This window comes from Halococcus thailandensis JCM 13552, from assembly GCF_000336715.1.
In the GTDB taxonomy this organism is placed as follows: Archaea; Halobacteriota; Halobacteria; order Halobacteriales; family Halococcaceae; genus Halococcus; species Halococcus thailandensis.
In genome coordinates, this window is record NZ_AOMF01000152.1 from 13,425 (window position 1) to 28,985 (window position 15,561).

The 15,561-nt window shown below is 63.9% G+C and carries 20 protein-coding genes and 1 tRNA gene; 10 read left to right on the top strand and 11 right to left on the bottom strand.

All coding sequences use genetic code 11. The features are described from left to right. The first annotated feature begins 140 nt into the window (after window positions 1–140). On the top strand, window positions 141–410 hold the full coding sequence (locus C451_RS09300; RefSeq protein ID WP_049913061.1) for a DUF2249 domain-containing protein: 270 nt from the start codon (window positions 141–143) through the stop codon (window positions 408–410). A 53-nt stretch (window positions 411–463) separates the two neighbouring features. Here the strand turns inward: C451_RS09300 and C451_RS09305 are convergent, their stop codons facing one another. Next, window positions 464–694 (bottom strand): DUF2249 domain-containing protein, encoded by a 231-nt coding sequence (locus tag C451_RS09305; RefSeq protein WP_007740002.1) that lies wholly within the window; start codon window positions 692–694, stop codon window positions 464–466. 53 nt (window positions 695–747) lie between these two features. After that, the gene (locus C451_RS09310; RefSeq protein ID WP_007740003.1) at window positions 748–984 is read right to left on the bottom strand and encodes a DUF2249 domain-containing protein; all 237 of its coding nucleotides are present in this window, start codon (window positions 982–984) and stop codon (window positions 748–750) included. 130 nt (window positions 985–1,114) lie between these two features. Between C451_RS09310 and C451_RS09315 the strand changes: the two genes are divergently transcribed. The 6 genes from C451_RS09315 to C451_RS09340 all read left to right on the top strand — a co-directional run bounded on the left by C451_RS09315 (window position 1,115) and on the right by C451_RS09340 (window position 6,778). Next, window positions 1,115–1,768 carry a helix-turn-helix domain-containing protein gene (locus tag C451_RS09315; protein WP_007740004.1) on the top strand — a complete coding sequence of 218 codons (654 nt, stop codon included), beginning with the start codon at window positions 1,115–1,117 and terminating at the stop codon, window positions 1,766–1,768. 143 nt (window positions 1,769–1,911) lie between these two features. Continuing rightward, on the top strand, window positions 1,912–2,283 hold the full coding sequence (locus tag C451_RS09320) for a winged helix-turn-helix domain-containing protein (protein ID WP_049913062.1): 372 nt from the start codon (window positions 1,912–1,914) through the stop codon (window positions 2,281–2,283). Further along, window positions 2,280–2,558: a DUF7521 family protein gene (locus C451_RS09325; RefSeq protein WP_007740007.1), complete on the top strand. Its 279-nt coding sequence runs from the start codon at window positions 2,280–2,282 to the stop codon at window positions 2,556–2,558. The genes C451_RS09320 and C451_RS09325 overlap by 4 nt, the downstream gene beginning before the upstream one ends. Before the next feature lie 139 nt (window positions 2,559–2,697). Continuing rightward, a complete protein-coding gene (locus C451_RS09330; RefSeq protein WP_007740012.1) occupies window positions 2,698–4,998 on the top strand; it encodes a nitric-oxide reductase large subunit in 2,301 nt (766 codons plus the stop codon). A gap of 103 nt (window positions 4,999–5,101) precedes the next feature. After that, window positions 5,102–5,752: a helix-turn-helix domain-containing protein gene (locus tag C451_RS09335; RefSeq protein WP_007740013.1), complete on the top strand. Its 651-nt coding sequence runs from the start codon at window positions 5,102–5,104 to the stop codon at window positions 5,750–5,752. 486 nt (window positions 5,753–6,238) lie between these two features. Next, entirely contained in the window at window positions 6,239–6,778 is a 540-nt protein-coding gene (locus C451_RS09340) for an Rrf2 family transcriptional regulator (RefSeq protein ID WP_007740014.1), read from the top strand. Between the two features lie 58 nt (window positions 6,779–6,836). Here the strand turns inward: C451_RS09340 and C451_RS09345 are convergent, their stop codons facing one another. Both C451_RS09345 and C451_RS09350 read right to left on the bottom strand, forming a co-directional pair. Next, window positions 6,837–7,574 carry a beta-ketoacyl-ACP reductase gene (locus C451_RS09345; protein WP_007740015.1) on the bottom strand — a complete coding sequence of 246 codons (738 nt, stop codon included), beginning with the start codon at window positions 7,572–7,574 and terminating at the stop codon, window positions 6,837–6,839. 153 nt (window positions 7,575–7,727) lie between these two features. After that, window positions 7,728–8,048: a hypothetical protein gene (locus C451_RS09350; protein ID WP_152420454.1), complete on the bottom strand. Its 321-nt coding sequence runs from the start codon at window positions 8,046–8,048 to the stop codon at window positions 7,728–7,730. 382 nt (window positions 8,049–8,430) lie between these two features. On the opposite strand from C451_RS09350, the gene C451_RS09355 reads away from it, so the two are divergent. After that, on the top strand, window positions 8,431–9,144 hold the full coding sequence (locus C451_RS09355; RefSeq protein WP_007740017.1) for a hypothetical protein: 714 nt from the start codon (window positions 8,431–8,433) through the stop codon (window positions 9,142–9,144). Window positions 9,145–9,273: 129 nt separating this feature from the next. On the opposite strand, the gene C451_RS09360 is transcribed toward C451_RS09355, so the two are convergent. From C451_RS09360 to C451_RS09385, 6 genes are all read right to left on the bottom strand, one after another. Next, window positions 9,274–9,504 carry a hypothetical protein gene (locus tag C451_RS09360; RefSeq protein WP_007740018.1) on the bottom strand — a complete coding sequence of 77 codons (231 nt, stop codon included), beginning with the start codon at window positions 9,502–9,504 and terminating at the stop codon, window positions 9,274–9,276. 28 nt (window positions 9,505–9,532) lie between these two features. After that, window positions 9,533–9,814: a helix-turn-helix transcriptional regulator gene (locus C451_RS09365; RefSeq protein WP_007740019.1), complete on the bottom strand. Its 282-nt coding sequence runs from the start codon at window positions 9,812–9,814 to the stop codon at window positions 9,533–9,535. Window positions 9,815–10,019: 205 nt separating this feature from the next. Next, a complete protein-coding gene (locus C451_RS09370) occupies window positions 10,020–11,039 on the bottom strand; it encodes a halocyanin domain-containing protein (RefSeq protein ID WP_007740020.1) in 1,020 nt (339 codons plus the stop codon). A 13-nt stretch (window positions 11,040–11,052) separates the two neighbouring features. Beyond that, window positions 11,053–12,153 carry a copper-containing nitrite reductase gene (gene nirK / locus C451_RS09375; protein ID WP_007740022.1) on the bottom strand — a complete coding sequence of 367 codons (1,101 nt, stop codon included), beginning with the start codon at window positions 12,151–12,153 and terminating at the stop codon, window positions 11,053–11,055. A 218-nt stretch (window positions 12,154–12,371) separates the two neighbouring features. Then, window positions 12,372–12,443: transfer RNA gene (locus C451_RS09380), tRNA-Thr, on the bottom strand. Window positions 12,444–12,485: 42 nt separating this feature from the next. Beyond that, window positions 12,486–13,133: a DUF7114 family protein gene (locus C451_RS09385; RefSeq protein ID WP_007740024.1), complete on the bottom strand. Its 648-nt coding sequence runs from the start codon at window positions 13,131–13,133 to the stop codon at window positions 12,486–12,488. 59 nt (window positions 13,134–13,192) lie between these two features. Between C451_RS09385 and C451_RS09390 the strand changes: the two genes are divergently transcribed. After that, window positions 13,193–13,882, top strand: a complete 690-nt coding sequence (locus C451_RS09390; protein ID WP_007740025.1) for an enoyl-CoA hydratase/isomerase family protein — start codon at window positions 13,193–13,195, stop codon at window positions 13,880–13,882. Here the strand turns inward: C451_RS09390 and C451_RS09395 are convergent. Next, window positions 13,879–14,724: an NAD+ synthase gene (locus C451_RS09395; RefSeq protein ID WP_007740028.1), complete on the bottom strand. Its 846-nt coding sequence runs from the start codon at window positions 14,722–14,724 to the stop codon at window positions 13,879–13,881. The two genes, C451_RS09390 and C451_RS09395, sit on opposite strands and share 4 nt — an antisense overlap. 174 nt (window positions 14,725–14,898) lie before the next feature. Here C451_RS09395 and C451_RS09400 point away from each other — a divergent pair, with 174 nt between their 5' ends. Further along, window positions 14,899–15,561 (top strand): cysteine hydrolase family protein, encoded by a 663-nt coding sequence (locus tag C451_RS09400; protein WP_007740034.1) that lies wholly within the window; start codon window positions 14,899–14,901, stop codon window positions 15,559–15,561.

Here is a 15,561-nt window from a genome sequence, read left to right on the forward strand (position 1 = left end):
GGAACGGGAAAGCAAACCCCCGAACGTGTTCGGCGTATCGGCAGCGGAGAACGCGATTCCCGAAGCGATCGGATTCGACGAACGATTGTGTGAACATCTTCGGGGAACCATTCGAGGGCATCCAGTCCGTCGATTCATCCATGCCCGCCGTGGACGAGTACGTGGTCGAGACCGAGGCGCCGCCGGACCGAGCGAGGGAGACGATGGACGCCCGCGATCTCCCGCCGCCACAGCCGCTCCAGAACACTCTCGAACGGCTCGTCGAAATGGACGACGAAACCGTGTTGGTGCAGGTGAACGACCGTGCTCCACAGCATCTGTATCCGCGGCTCACCGACCGTGGCTACGAGTACGAGACGATCGAGGTGGAGCCCGGCGTCGTCACCGTCATCTGGATGGCGGACCCCTGAATCGGACGTGGTGGCTCACGCCACACGACGATGAAACGGCTGCGTCGGGATGGTTACTTCTTCGGCAGCGTCGCGACGAACTCGTTTTCGCCCCGCTCCTCGACTTCGTAGCCCTCGGCGTCGAAGTCGGAGATTTCGGCCTGCATCTCGTAGAACAGCGGCTTCGGATCGTGGTCGTTGACCAGGGTCAGCGCCTCGCCGCTCTCCAGATTGCCGAACGCGTCGTGGACTTTCGGGTGGCGTTTCGGGGCCGGGATATCACGGAGATCGAGTCGGTCGGACATGCGCTTGCTCGTACTCCCCGGAGAGCCCAAATCGTTTTCCCGAAACCGTTCGGTTAGGCCTTCGTGATCGACACGCGCCACTCGTCCTCGCCGGCACGTTCGGTTTCGTGGGCGTAGCCCTGCCGTGCGAGAACGGCGTAGAGCGGCTCTGGCTCGAAACTGTTGACGAGCACGAGCGTCTCGCCGCCGTCGAGTTCGTCGAGCGCCGCCATGATCTCGCCGAACGGTTCGCCGTCGATCGTTCGGACATCGAGCTCGCGCGTGCCGTCCGCCGTCGGTCCGGTTGGCATGGACGTTCTCACCGATCGACAGGAATAGCCGTTCCGCCGATGATGTTCGCTCAGGGTCACGTCGTCGCGTAGACGAACATATTCGGGAACACTGATTGGGTTCCGGGCCGAAGACATCTCACTAGAGACGATGCCACGAGCCAATCTCACGCTCACGATCCCCGAACACGTCTGGATCGGGGAGATATCACGCACACATCCGGCGGCGACCGTCCGCATCCTCGCGGCGCTCGCCGGCGACGACGCCGGCGTCGGTCTCGCCGAGATCACGAGCGAGAACCTCCCCTCGATCCTCGCCGATATCGAGGCGAGCGATGCCGTCGTCGAACTCGACATTCTCCGCCAGCAGAGCGACGAGGCGCTGATCCAGTTCGAGACGACGACGCCGCTGTTGCTGTTCCCGATCCAGGATTCGGGCGTCCCGCTCGAGATGCCGTTCACCATCGAGGAGGGTGAGGCCATCTGGGAGGTCACCGCACCGCAGCGACGGCTCTCGGAGCTCGGCACGCAGTTCGAACAGTTCGGGATCCCGTTCACCGTCAACGAGATCCACCGTCGTATCGAGCCGACACAGCTCCTCACCGACACGCAGCTCGAACTCGTCCGTGCGGCCATCGAGCAGGGTTACTACGACACGCCGCGACGCTGCTCGCTGACCGATCTCGCCGCGGAATCGGATCTGGCGAAATCGACGTGCAGCGAGACCCTCCATCGTGCCGAGGAGAAGATCATCAAACGGTTCGTCGAGAACCTCCCCGAGTCGACACCGGCGGAGCGACCATGAGATGCGATGGCCACACGTCCACCGACGGTGGCGAGCAGCCGTCGGCGTGAGAGCACCGCTACCGACGACGAATGAGTACGTTCAAACCGCCCGTGGCCGATCGACCGATCGAACACGAGGCGATATCCAGATGGGGGGCAAAGATGGGGCGTGATCCGTTCGCTGCCGATCATCCACAGCTACAGGTCGTCTTCGATGCCCTCGACGACCCCGAATGTCGCACCATCATCAAGCAGATGGAGGAGCCGATGACCGCCAAGGAGCTCTCGGAGGACTGTGACGTGCCGCTGTCGACGACCTACCGGAAGCTCGAACGACTCACAGAGGCCTCGCTGGTCGAGGAACAAACCGAACTCAGAGCCAGCGGTCGACACACGGCACGGTACGCACTCGATTTCGAGGCGGTACACATCGATCTCGACGAAGATCGATCGCTGGAGCTGACGATCGAGCAGCCCGAACAGACGCCGGAGAAACAGCTCTCGGAGCTCTGGGCGGAGGTACGAAAGAAATGAGCGCACTCGTCGCGACCGCAGTGACCGTTTTCAAGGTGTTGAGTCTCTCGCTCGGCGGGCTGATAACGTATTTCGCGTACAAGGCCTATCGACGAACCGAATCACCCGCCCTTCGTGCGCTCACGATCGGCTTCGCCGTGATCACGGTCGGCGCGTTCGTGGCCGGCATCGTCGATCAGATCGTGCCGGTCGATCAGAGCCACGCGCTCCTCGTCGAGAGCGCGTTCACCGCGGCCGGCTTCGCGATCATCCTGTATTCGCTCTACGTCGACTGAGTGTTGACTCGCGGATGGAGGAGAAGGGAAAGAGTGGCGGATCCCACGAGCCGGCTGCTGGCGAACGTGTTCGGGAGATATCAGCGAGTGAGAATCGTCCCGGCTCATATTGAAGTGGCCGTCGAAGCACCGACGTAGCATGGACGTCACTCGAAAGACGCTCGCGAAGATCCTCGTCGTGGTGTTCGTGGCCAACCTCGTCGTCATGGGCGCTGGCGCGCTCTACTCGTATCAGAACGCCCCGCCCATCCCGCAGGAGGTGGTCGGCCCGGACGGCCAAACGGTCGCCACCGACGAGCGGATCCAGGCCGGCAAGGCCACCTTCCAGTCGAACGGTTTGATGAACCACGGGTCGATCCTGGGCAACGGGGCCTATTTCGGCGAGGACTTCACCGCCGATGCGCTCGATCTCAAGACCCAGTATATGCAGGAGTATTACGCGAACGAGCGCCGCGATCAGTCCTATCGCTCCCTGTCTGACGCCCAACAGGCAGCCATCGACAGCCGAGTGACGAACGAACTCGACAGGGACTACGACGGCGGCCCGGTCGAATACTCCGCCGCCGAACTGTTCGCCCACCAGCAGGTCCGCGAGGAGTACGTCGACCGCTACGCGAACGGTGCGCGCGAGCGTGGCGTGCCCGCCGGAATGATCGAAGATCCGGAGGACGCACGGCAGTTCGCCGACTTCGCGCTCTGGACCGCGTGGGTCTCCCACACCGATCGTCCCGGTGCGGACTACTCCTACACGAACAACTGGCCGTACAACCCCGTCGCGGGCAACGTGCCTGCCGGTCCGACGGTCGTCTGGAGCGCCATCGCGATGGTCCTGCTCATCGCGGGCGCTGGCATCGGCGTCTGGCTCTACCACTCGATCGAACTCGCCGAACCCGAGATCGCCGGCATCGATATCCCCGACCCGCGCGAGGTCGATCTCCTGCCGAGCCAGCGCGCCGCGACGCGATATATCCCCATCGCCGCGTTGCTGTTCGTCGTGCAGGTGCTCTTCGGCGCGCTGCTCGCGCACTACTACGTCGAACGCGACGGCTTCTTCGGACTCGGCGACCTGCTCGGGATCGATATCCTCCAGTGGCTCCCCTTCGCCATCTCGAAAACGTATCACCTCGATCTCGCCATCCTCTGGGTCGCCACGCTCTGGATCGGTGCCGGCCTCTTCCTGCCCGGCTTGCTCACTGGCCACGAACCCGACCACCAGCGCACGCTCGTCAACGTGCTGCTGGGCGCGCTCGTCGTCGTGGTCGTCGGCGGGTTCGTGGGCGTCTGGCTCGGCTTCAAGGGCGTCATCGGCACCGACAACCCGCTCTGGTGGATCCTCGGCAACGAGGGCCTGGAGTACGTCGAGGTCGGACGACTCTGGCAGTTCGGCTTGCTCCTCGGATTCGTCCTCTGGACGATCCTGCTCTATCGCGGGTTCAAGCCCATGCTCGAACGCGAGTCGCGCTACGGGCTCGCCCACATGATCATCTACGCCGGCGGTTCGATCGGCCTGCTGTTCGTCGCCGGCGTGCTCTACACGCCACAGACGAACATGGTGATGACGGAGTTCTGGCGCTGGTGGGTCGTCCACATGTGGGTCGAGGGCTCCTTCGAGTTCTTCATCGTCGCCGTCATCGGCATCACGCTCGTCTCGATGGGGCTGCTGGAGAAGCGCTCGGCGGAGAAGGCCGTCATGCTCCAGGCGCTGTTCGTGATGGGGTCGGGCGTCATCGGTGCCTCACACCACTACTGGTGGGTCGGATTGCCCGACGTCTGGATCCCGTTCGGCTCGATCTTCTCGACGCTCGAACTCATCCCACTGATCCTCATCCTCTTCGAGGCGCTCGGGCAGTATCGCGCGCTCGCGACGAGCGACGAATCGTTCGCCTACCGACTGCCCTTCATGTTCATCATCGCCTCGGGGGCGTGGAACTTCCTCGGCGCTGGCGTGCTGGGATTCTTCATCAACCTCCCGATGATCAACTACTACGAGCACGGCACCTACATGACGGTGGCCCACGCCCACGCGGCGATGTTCGGGGCCTTCGGCTTCCTCGCGCTCGGGATGGCCGTGTACATGCTCCGGCTCACCGTCGATCCCGATCGGTGGAACGAGCGCCGGCTCCGGTGGGCGTTCTGGCTCTGGAACGCCGGTCTCGCCATCATGGTGCTCATCTCGCTGCTGCCGATCGGCTTCCTCCAGCTCGAGACCGCGTTCACGCAGGGCTACGACGCCGCGCGCTCGCTGGCCTTCTACAATGGCGATCTCGTCCAACTGCTGTTCTGGGCACGGTTCCCCGGCGACACGCTGTTGATCCTCGGGACGGTCGTCTTCGCCTACGACGTGATCCGCAAGCGGTTCGTCCTGCGGGAGACGTCGACCCCCGACGAGACTCCCGGCGGAACGATCCCCGATCGGATTCTCCCCGAGGACGACGACTGAAGCCGGGATAGTCCCTCCCCACCTCCTCCGAGTGGTCCGTGTCGTGGGTTCTCGACCGGTTCCGTCCGACAGTATCAAGACGCCGGAACGAAACGGCGAACGTATGAGTAGCGACTCCGGCGAGCTGGACGGCGACCGTCCCGCGGGAACGGTCCGTCACGCACTCCGGGTCCAGTTCGAGCTCGGTTTCGAGGGCTCGTCGCCATGCCCGCTGCAGGAGTTCGATCGGTCGCCGACGGTTCTCGGCCAGCAACTGGTCGATGGGGACTGTCACGCGGACGTGCGGCTCGCCGACGACGGCGACAGCGATGCGGTGATCCACATGGAGAACGTGCCCGACGAGGCGTGTCCATGCCCGATTCTCGCCGCCCACGGCGCTGTCCCGAACATCACACGAGTGGCGGACGACCAGTTCCGCGTCGAATGCTATCTGCCGGATCGAGGGACGCTCGAACCGCTCGTCGAGGAGCTGCGTTCGGCCGTCGAACGACTCCGCCTTCGCCGGCTCCAGCAGCTCGATCATGCCGAGACGGGATCGGCGGAGCTCACGACGATCGATCTCTCGGTGCTCACCGAAAAGCAGCGCGAGGCGGCCGTGCTGGCCGTCTCCGCAGGCTACTACGAAACGCCCCGTCAGACGAGTCTCGGCGAGCTGGCCGACAGGCTCGACATCTCCAAATCGGCGCTGTCACAGCGGCTGACCGCCGTCGAATCGAAACTCGCTATCGCTGCCTTCGGCTCCACCGGACGATAAACCGCACCGGCACCGACCGTATCGGGACGATCTCGTCGCGGAACCGGTGAACGATACCCCCGAACGACCGATCCGTACTGATTGTCGTTCGTTTCCCTCCCTCACTCACACGACGTGGACGCGACCGTTCTATCTTAAAAGCCATCATTATACAGCGATGGACCCAGCAGGCCGAGTGGCAAACCGGGTCGTATGCAGAGATCGGATCGAAACCGACGATCGCCGGCGGAGAACGATATCGATGGCTGCACGAACGGATCCACTCCGCAGTTCCAACAGGTGGGATGATGGCCGAGATCGCCCCGAGGGGCACGGATACTGTCGGACGGAAGCGCGTGACGGTCGGAGTACGGAGATCCACTACAACGAGCGACAGTGCGCCTCACGATTTCCGATCGGTTCCGTCCAGTATAGACCGACGTGAGAAACGAGAGTCATCGACGGCGAACCGATCCGTTCCCGGCTCCGAAGCGGCCACCAACTGACATGTCCTCGATAGCAAGCGATACGACGGCAGTCGAGCTGACGGACGGCCAGACGGCAACGCTCCGGCTACTGATCGACTGCTACCGTGAACGCGACACCGCGGTCAAAGTGGAGACCGTGGTCGGGAGAGCCGAGCGAGATCCCACCACGGTTCGCAGTCAGCTGCGGAACCTCAAAGCGCTGCAGCTCGTCAGGGGGATTTCGGGCCCCAAGGGAGGCTACAAACCGACCGGGGACGCGTACGGAGTGCTCGATCGGCAGACGATGGACGACGTCGCAGCCGTCCCTCTCAGCCGGAACGGCGAACGGATCGAGCACGTGAACGTCGAGGAGATCGATCTCATCAGCGTCCGCCATCCGGAGCGCTGTCTCGCCGAGGTTCGGGTTCAGGGAGTAGTACGGGACGTTCGGGACGGCGATACCGTTACCGTCGGTCCAACGCCACAATCACGCCTTACCATCAGGGGGTCGATCGACGACGTCGATGGTGGTGTTCTGGTGATCGACGTCGAGAAGATGGACGCGCCTGCCAACGATTGAGAAACAGTCGCGCCCGACCGATCGGGAGCGGCGAGAGTGACCGCCGATCGCTCGCGGCTCACAGGTCCTTGCCGCCGTTGACGTCGATCACCTCGCCGGTGATGAACGACGACTTTTCGCTCGCGAGAAAGCCAACGACCTCGGCGACCTCCTCGACCGTGCCGAGGCGTCCGAGCGGCGTGTCCTCCGTGATGTCCTCCTGTAACCGTTCAGGAACGCTATCGAGCATGCTGGTGGCGATGAACCCCGGTGCGACGCAGTTGGCCGTCGAGCCCTCGTTCGCCAGCTCCAACGCCAGCGTCTTCGTGAATCCGAAGATCCCGCTTTTCGCCGTCGCGTAGTTGGCCTGGCCCATGTTGCCGCCCTTGCCGACGATGCTCGAAATGTTGATCAGGCGGCCCTCGTCTGCTGCGGCGATGTCGTCGTAGAACGCCTGCGTACTGTGAAAGGCTCCATCGAGATGGATGTCAAGGACGGTGTCCCACTGCTCGTGGCTCATCTCCGAAAAGAGGACGTCCTGGTTGATCCCCGCGTTGTTCACCACCACGTCGACGGGTCCGAACGCGTCGTGGGTCGCTTCCCGCATCGTCACCACTTCCTCCTGATCGGTGACGTCCGCCTGGACCGCGATCGCGCGACCATCGCCCGATTCGATCCGATCGACGACCTCGTTGGCGGCCGATTCCGACCGCCGGTAGTTGACCACCACGTTCGCCCCCTGTTTGCCGAAACACTCGGCGATCCCGCGGCCGATCCCCCGCGACGAACCGGTCACCACACACGTCCGATCATCCATATGGTAGCATCAGCAACGCATTCGGTATGAAGATTGGGTCGGGACGGATGCAAGCATCGGGCGATCTCAACGCGGTTCTCGTGCCCGTCAGTCGGGCGAAATACCCGGTTCGAGCCACCGTTTCTCGCCACATCGTCGGCATCGCCAGACCATTCACGGTGGGTGCGGGCGGGAGGACAGGCCGAACCGGTCCTCGACCGTCGTCCCCTCCGGCCGGAACGAATGGTGATGCAGCCGGCAGATCGTTTCGGAGACGTCCGCACCGGGGAGTGAGAGTCGCCCGCGGAGCGATTCTGCGCGAACCACGGTCAGCTCCAGAGCGAGATAGAGCAGCAGACAGATCGCGGCCACACCGAGTGCCATCGCGTTCACCCCATTTCCAACGAGAACGGCGATCATACCGATGAATCCGGCCAGAATCCCCACCGCCGTCTGGCCGACCGCTACGAGTGTGTAGTATGGATCCGCTACCACGATTCGAGGCGTGTTTTCGACGATCCGGAATCGGAAATGACGTTTATCATCCATATTTTTGTCAATTATGCGCGGTCCGTTTGTTGGAGATCGTTCGCCGTCGAGTGCTGGGAAGCCGCCATCGCTGAGTACTGTTTGATCCCCTATCAGCGTAATAAATATAACTACAACCGTCGATCACAGCAGGCACGGTCCGAACGGGGAAGATGCTTCCATCGCAGCATCGCTGTAATGGATGACGATCACGCGGGCCATCCACGTGGTTCTTTAAGTGATTCTGGCGACAAGGTAAAGATACGAGAGAGGCCCGTCGTGTTCTGGGCCGAAGATCGTTCGACACGGACGCATCTTTCAACTCGCAGCAGCTACTACCGTCCGAACCATGCCCAACGGTGGAACCGCTCCACGGCCGACGTCCCAGTCCGATCGGGAAGAGATCGGTCGGTTGAGTCGCCGTCCCGGCGATCGTACCGTCTCGCGTGCCGACCTCCAGCGCGACGAAACCACCCGCCGCTGGGGACTGGTCACGCCCAGCGCGACACGCATTGGACGTCCGGACTCGCCCGACGGCGACCTCAGTGAGAACGTCCGCCGCCTCCACGAAGAGCGTCACCCCGCGATGGAAGGCTACAGTCGGCGTGCCCACCGGCTCGAAAAGCTCCGTCTCACCCACGCACTCTGTGGCAGCCTCGGGCTGACGCCCTGGCAACGCGACCGCGCCATCGGTACGATGGTCGATCTCGATCTCACTGCCTTCGGCAGCCAGCGTGCCATCCCGAAAGTGGCGCTCGTCGTGATCCGCCACGTCGTCGATCGCGAGCGCGAACACCACCTCGGCCTCCACGACGAGGAGTGGATCGCCGAACAGCCACCGGACCGGCTTGCCGACCTCTACGACCAGTTCCACTCGATCACCGACGACGAGCAGTTCACCGCGCTCTGCGAGCAACACGACCTCGACGTCACGAATCTCAATCGCCTCCGGCGGACGCTGATCGACCAACTCGACGAACAGGACCTCCACGAGGCGGTCTACGGACGCAATCCCTACCGCGATCCGAGTCTTCCGGAGCTGACCATCGGCTCCTCGGCCTGATCGATGAGCGAGAGACCCGGCCATTCTTTAAGTGGTTCTGGCGACAAGGTAAAGATACGAGAGGAGACCTTTCGCGCTGGTCGGTGGTATTTTTCTCTCCTGGAACTGATGTCGGCGTGATCCGCTCAGCTACTCGTCGTTCATCGTACGATCGAGTTCCGTCCGAACGAACTCCTCGGCGATGACCGTATAGCGGATCGATCCATCGGCTTTCTCGCGAACACAGGCGGTACAGTACGTCATCCGTCGTTTGGTGCCGTCTTCGAGAACGTACTGCTCGGTTTCGCGCTCGCTGGAATCGCTCGATCCACAGTTCGGACACGCCGGAGGGTCCGTCGTTCTGTCACTCTCAGTACCCATTATAGTTGCTCCCGGAAATCGAGAACGATCAGGCGTCAACAGCCACGTACTGGTCTTCCCACTCGCGGCGGGCCTCGATCTCCCGGCGACCACGCTGGGTCAGTCGATAGTAGTTCGTTCGTTTGTCGAGCTCGCCCTTTTCGAGCAACCCCTTCTCGACGAGCGTGTCGAGATTGGGATAGAGCCGCCCGTGATGGATCTCCGTCTCGTAATAACCTTCGAGCTCGTCTTTGAGCTCGAGCCCGTTCGGTTCGTCCTCGCTGGCAGCCACGTACAGCAGGTCGCGCTGGAAGCCAGTCAGATCATACATATCCCGGAGATGGTCATTCTATCAGTAAAATATATCGATATTCGGAAACGGGATGGGATGGCTCGTCCGACGCGAAGAACCGAGACCGGATGGCTCGCAGTCGTTCGTGTCGGCCCGCAATGCAGCATTCGCGAACATCGGAGCCGGCATCGCAGCGCTCGCACACGGTGCTTCGGAGAGATGGTCGATAGAAAATACACTCCGATCAGGGCGGTTCCTCACCGCTCCACGGACCGGTCGTCGTTTCGTTGTGGAGTTTGACGCCACGGTGGAGCACCCCGCCGAGAACGGCAGCACCACCGGCCGCTACCGCGAGCCCCTTCGGCCCGAGTCCGGGCACCACACCCCGTCCGACGACGATGGCACCGCGCATCCCCTTCTCACTGTGCGAGACGCACTCGTATTTGCTCAGACCGTCACCGTCGAACGTCATCGCGAACTGATGGCCCGCCGTCGCCACCGTCTCGCTGCGATATCGCCCGTCCGTGTCGACGATATCGTGTGGGCCCGTATCCGTGACCCACTCCCAGACGACGGTCGTCCCGGGATCGACGTGGATCGCGGGCGGGTCGAACGCGTACGGGCCACCGTTGCCCGTCGCACCGAGTTTTACGTTCACTTCGTCGGCTCCGGTCCGATCGACGACGCCCTCGTAGTTGCCCGTGTTCGAGAGCCAGCCGTCGAACGATCGAGGCGCATCGCCGGCCCCGGTTGCGGAGGCGTTGGCTGTGCCGTCGTCGCTCTCCCCTCCGGCACCGCCACCGAGCGACGCGGTAGCGTCACCGACGACGACAGCCCCCTTCATCCCCATCGCCTCGTGGGGCGAACAGTAGTACCGATACACGCCCGACTCGTCGAAAGCGTGCTCGAACGTGGCTCCCTGATCGCTCTGCATCTCGCTCTCGAACGCGCCCGCCTCGGCGACGACGTTGTGGCTGCCGCCCTCCCCGTTCCACTTCCAAACGACGGTGGCTCCAGCGTCGATCCGCACCGCGGCAGGGCCGAACGCGAAATTGCCGCCGTTGCCCGTCGCGCCGACGGTGATCTCGACCGTCGACTGGCCACGCTGATCGGCGATCTCGGTGGCGTTCGAGACGCCCTCGAACCACGATTCGAGACCATCGGCCTGTGCGGCAGCCGGGTCGGCGAGCGCCCCGACGCCGATGGCCGTCCCCGCGAGAGCACCGAGGAACGCTCGTCGACTCGTTGATGTAGGTGGTGTCATCGTTCGCTCCCAGTCAGTACTGCGGCCCTTCTTCGTCGGTTTCTTTGGCCTCCTTCGGCGCAGGATCGAACACCTCCGGCCGCTCGGGCCCGGTCACGTCGATCTCTGAGAGCAGTCCTCGCCGTGTCACTCGCGTGAGCGCGTGATCGACGAGTTTGATGCGCGAGGGAACTGGCAGGTCCATCTCGCCGACCATGCAGCTTCCCGGTGGCACTTTCATCGTCTGGACGTATTTCTCGGGCTGGCTGGCGAGCGCGCCGTCGCGCCACGCCCGCGTCCAGACGTTGCCGATCGGATGGAAGTTCGAGGAGACGTTCGGCCCGCCCGTCACGAGAAACACCCGGACGGTCTCGCCGGTTTCGGCACTCATCGTGCCGTATCGATCGGGTGTGAACGGGTACTTCTCGCCGTTGAACAGCACGTACGTCGGTGCCTCGTTCGACATTGCATCCGCGTCGAAGCCGTGGTGGCCCTGCTCGCCGACCGGCGTGTCCGTGTAGAGCTCGTGCTGGCCGAGGTAGAACTCGCGATCGACCGGCGGCATGCCCGCTTTGGGCTCGACGAGCACCATCCCGAACATGCCCGTCGAGATGTGCTGATCCATATTTGGAACCGCACAGTGGTAGATATACGCACCGGGGTACATCGCTTTGAACGATTCGCCGTTGGCGTTGCCCGGCTCGGCGGTCGTGGCGACGCTCCCGCCACCGGTGCCGTAGATGGCGTGCATGTCGACGTTGTGCTCGCGCTTGTTCTCGGGGAGGTTCTCCATCGTGAACGACACCGTATCGCCCTCCCGAAGGCGGATCATCGGCCCCGGAACCTGCCCGTCGAAGGTCATGAAGTTGAACGTCACACCGTCCTCGATCTCGGCGGTGACCTCCTTGGCCTCCAGCGTGATCTCGTGGTGTTTCGATTCGTCTCGATCGATGGGTGCCGGGATATCGGTCGGATCGGCCGCCACCCGTTCCATCGACTTCTTCTGTGCTTGCTGGAGCGTCGTCGAGCGCTGGCCGACTCCCTCTGTTTCGAGACCGGTCGTACAGCCAGCGACGGAGGCTGCACCGCCGATGCCGAGCGCCCCCAGCAGCCGTCGTCGTGAGATCGGGAACATCGTTGGTAGCTCCTTACGGGTAATCCTTCACCGTCTATCGTCATCAATCGGAGCGCCGATTCCCACGCGGCTGCAACAACCCCGCAGATGTTCCCGGCGAGGTTTATCCGTTCGACGGGGTGAATCAGCAGATAGCGTCTCGTGAGTAACGTGGAACGACAGTTCGATTGGCCAACAGAAAATGGATGGCGACGTCACCAAAGACGAGCAGTCCAGTAAGCCTAGGCCGGGATTTGAACCCGGGGTCTCGTCCTTACCAAGGACGCGCTTTACCGCTAAGCTACCCAGGCGGACATCATCCCTACCGCCGAGTCGTCTTTATCCGTTTCGGTTCACGGGTCGGTCGCCGAGGGGCGCATGCCGGCGTCGGCCAACTCGAACGGCGCGCTCGCCCGCCGAGAGAGCGCGTCGCGCGTCGCGGTGTCGAAGAGTTCCGCGGCGGCGGGGAGCTCGGTCGCCCCTTCGTCGGCGAGATCGGCGACGAACTCGCGGTAGGATGCCGATGGATGGCCGTCGACGACCGTGGTGCCGGCGACGGCGGCGAGGCGGAACACGTCGGCTTCGAGGCGGCGCTCGTCACGGTCGCAGGTCCGATCGCGGCCGAAGTTGCGGACGGTTTCGACGGCGCTGCCGGCGGCTTCCGTGCGTGCGAGCAGGTAGAAGCCGCGGGCGACGAGCGCGTCGGCGGCGAGCACCGCCACGTTGGCGTCGTCGCTCCCGTCATTTTCCCAGGGATCCTCGGCGGCGAGCCGGCGCGTCAGTCGGAGCCCTTCGTAGATGAGCTGTGTGCCGGCGGCGCGTTTGGCGACGGTTTCGATGGCCACCGAGGAGTCGAGCGCACGGGCCGAGAGCACGACCAGCACCCCCGGTGCCATCGAGCCGGTTTCGAGGGCGGTCGTGACGACCTCGTTGAACGGCTCGGGGTCGATATCACGGACGGCCTCCCGCGCTGCAGACCGGACGTGGGAGGCTTCCTTCATCGACAAATAGTCAGGCCGGAGAAGGCAAAGGCCTTTGGAAACGGGCCGTACGTTCGCTCGTGATCACGACGAGCATCGACGGCGCGGTCGGGATCGTCACCCTCGATCGCCCCCGCAAACGCAACGCGCTCTCGCCCGCCGGGCTCGACGAGCTCGAAGCCGCGATCGAGGCGCTCGACACACCGGTCGTCCATCTCCGTGGTGCCGGCCCGGCGTTCTGCGCGGGTGCCGATCTGCGCGCGGTCGCCGAACTCGACGGTGAGGAGGCCCACGAGTTCGCCCGCAGCGGCCAGCGCGTCGCGAACGCCATCGAGCGCAGCGAATCGGTGGTCGTCGCGGGCATCGACGGGGCCGCCCGGGGTGGCGGGGTCGAGCTCACACTCGCCTGTGACGTTCGCATCGCGACTCCCGAGGCGAGCTTCGCCGAGACGGGCGTCAGGCTCAGCCTGTTCGGTGCGTGGGGCGGCACGCACCGGCTGCCAGCCGTCGTCGGCGCGGGCAACGCGCGCGATCTCGCACTCTCGGGGCGCACGATCGACGCCGAGGAAGCGCTGCGAATGGGACTGATCTCAAGGATCGTCGACGATCCCACCGAGGTCGTCGCATCGATCGCCGATCACGACCCCGCCGCGCTCGCCGCGATCAAGAGACGACTCCGTGACGACGCACCACCGGAAAAACAGGATCGGCGCGAGGCGGCGGCGTTCGCCGACCTCGTCGAGGACGCGGATCTCGCGGACTACCGCTAGTCGAACCGGGTGAGCGGTGCGGGCGCGGGCGGCGTGTGGCGTTTGTGCTCGCTGCGGGCGACCAACCCCTCGACGTGCTCGACGGTGTCCTCGTCGATCCCGAGTTCGCGCGCCGTCGCCGTCCGCGAGAGCGGACCGTCGATCCGCAGCGCGAGGATCGCGTCGAGCGTATCGTAGCCGATCCCCAGCTCCTCCTCGTCGGTCTGGCCGACCCACATCCCGGCCGTGGGCGTCTTGTCGACGAGATCGTCGGGAACGCCGACGTGGCGGGCGAGCTGGCGCACCTGGAGCTTGTAGAGGTTGCCGATCGGGTGGCAGTCGACCGCGCCATCGCCGTATTTCGTGAAGTAACCGACGAGCGATTCGGTGCGATTGCCCGTCCCGAGCACGAGCCGGTTTGCCCGGTTGGCGAGGTAGTAGTTGCAGACCGCCCGCACGCGCACCCGGAGGTTGCCGACGGCGGTCCGTTCCGATTCCTCGTCCCCAGCGTCGGGAAAAGCGTCGAGAAACGACTCGACGATCGGCTCGATCGCGAGCACGTCGTAGTCGATGCCGAGGTCCTCTGCGACGCGCTCGGCGTCGCTCATGTTCTCATCGCTGTTGACCTCGCTCGGCAGCACCAGCCCGTGGAGTCCGTCCGTGCCGAGCGCCTCCGCGGCTAGATAGGCCGTCAGCGTGCTGTCGATACCGCCCGAGATCCCGAGCACGCCGCCGGTCGCACCAGCGGCCTCGACGCGCTCGGCGACGAAGTCGGTGATCCGCTCGCGGTGGGCGTCGAGTTCGTCCGCCGAGAGCGAGAGGTCGAAGGGGACGTCCGTCGCCAGCGGTTGAGTGTCGGCCATTATCGATCCGTAGGTGAGCGGCCCACTAATATCCACCACCGACGCCGCGGGACTGGTCGATCGTCGTTTTCTCGGTGGTAGTTCAAGTGTGAAACAACGATCCACGGAAACGTCTCAAAACGATCCCCTGCGTCGCATCAATGGCTTGAACACCACCCACCGGGATCGACAATCATGGACGAATACACACGGCCGGACCGTGAGCATGCAGCGCTGTTGACGATCGATACACAGCGTGATTTCACGCGCGAAGCGGGCGCAGCAACGATCCCCGGAACGAACGAGGCCGCGGGAACCATGCAGCGCGTGACCCGACAGTTTCGAGAACAGGGCTCGCCGATCGTCCACGTCGTTCGTCTCTATCGGCCCGACGGCTCGAACGCGGATCTCTGTCGGCGAGCGGGGATCGAAGACGGCGATCGAGTGGCGATCCCCGGAAGCGACGGTGCGGAACTCGTCGACGAGATCACGCCCGCTGGCGACGTCTCGCTCGATACGGACCGACTCCTCGATGGGGAGTTCCAGCGGATCGGCGACGACGAAACGGTCATGTACAAACCCCGCTGGGGAGCGTTCTACGATACAGGATTGGAGGAGCGGTTGCGTGCTGCGAATATCGATACGATCGTCGTCTGTGGCTGTAACTTCCCGAACTGTCCGCGAACCACCATCTACGAGGCGAGCGAACGCGATTTCCGCGTGGTCGTCGTCACGGATGCCCTTTCGGGACTGTACGAACGCGGGCGCGAGGAGTTACAGGATATCGGTGTTCACCTGATGGATGCCGACGAGTTCGGCGAGTGGTTCAGCGCTCGGAACACGAACAGTACCTACTGA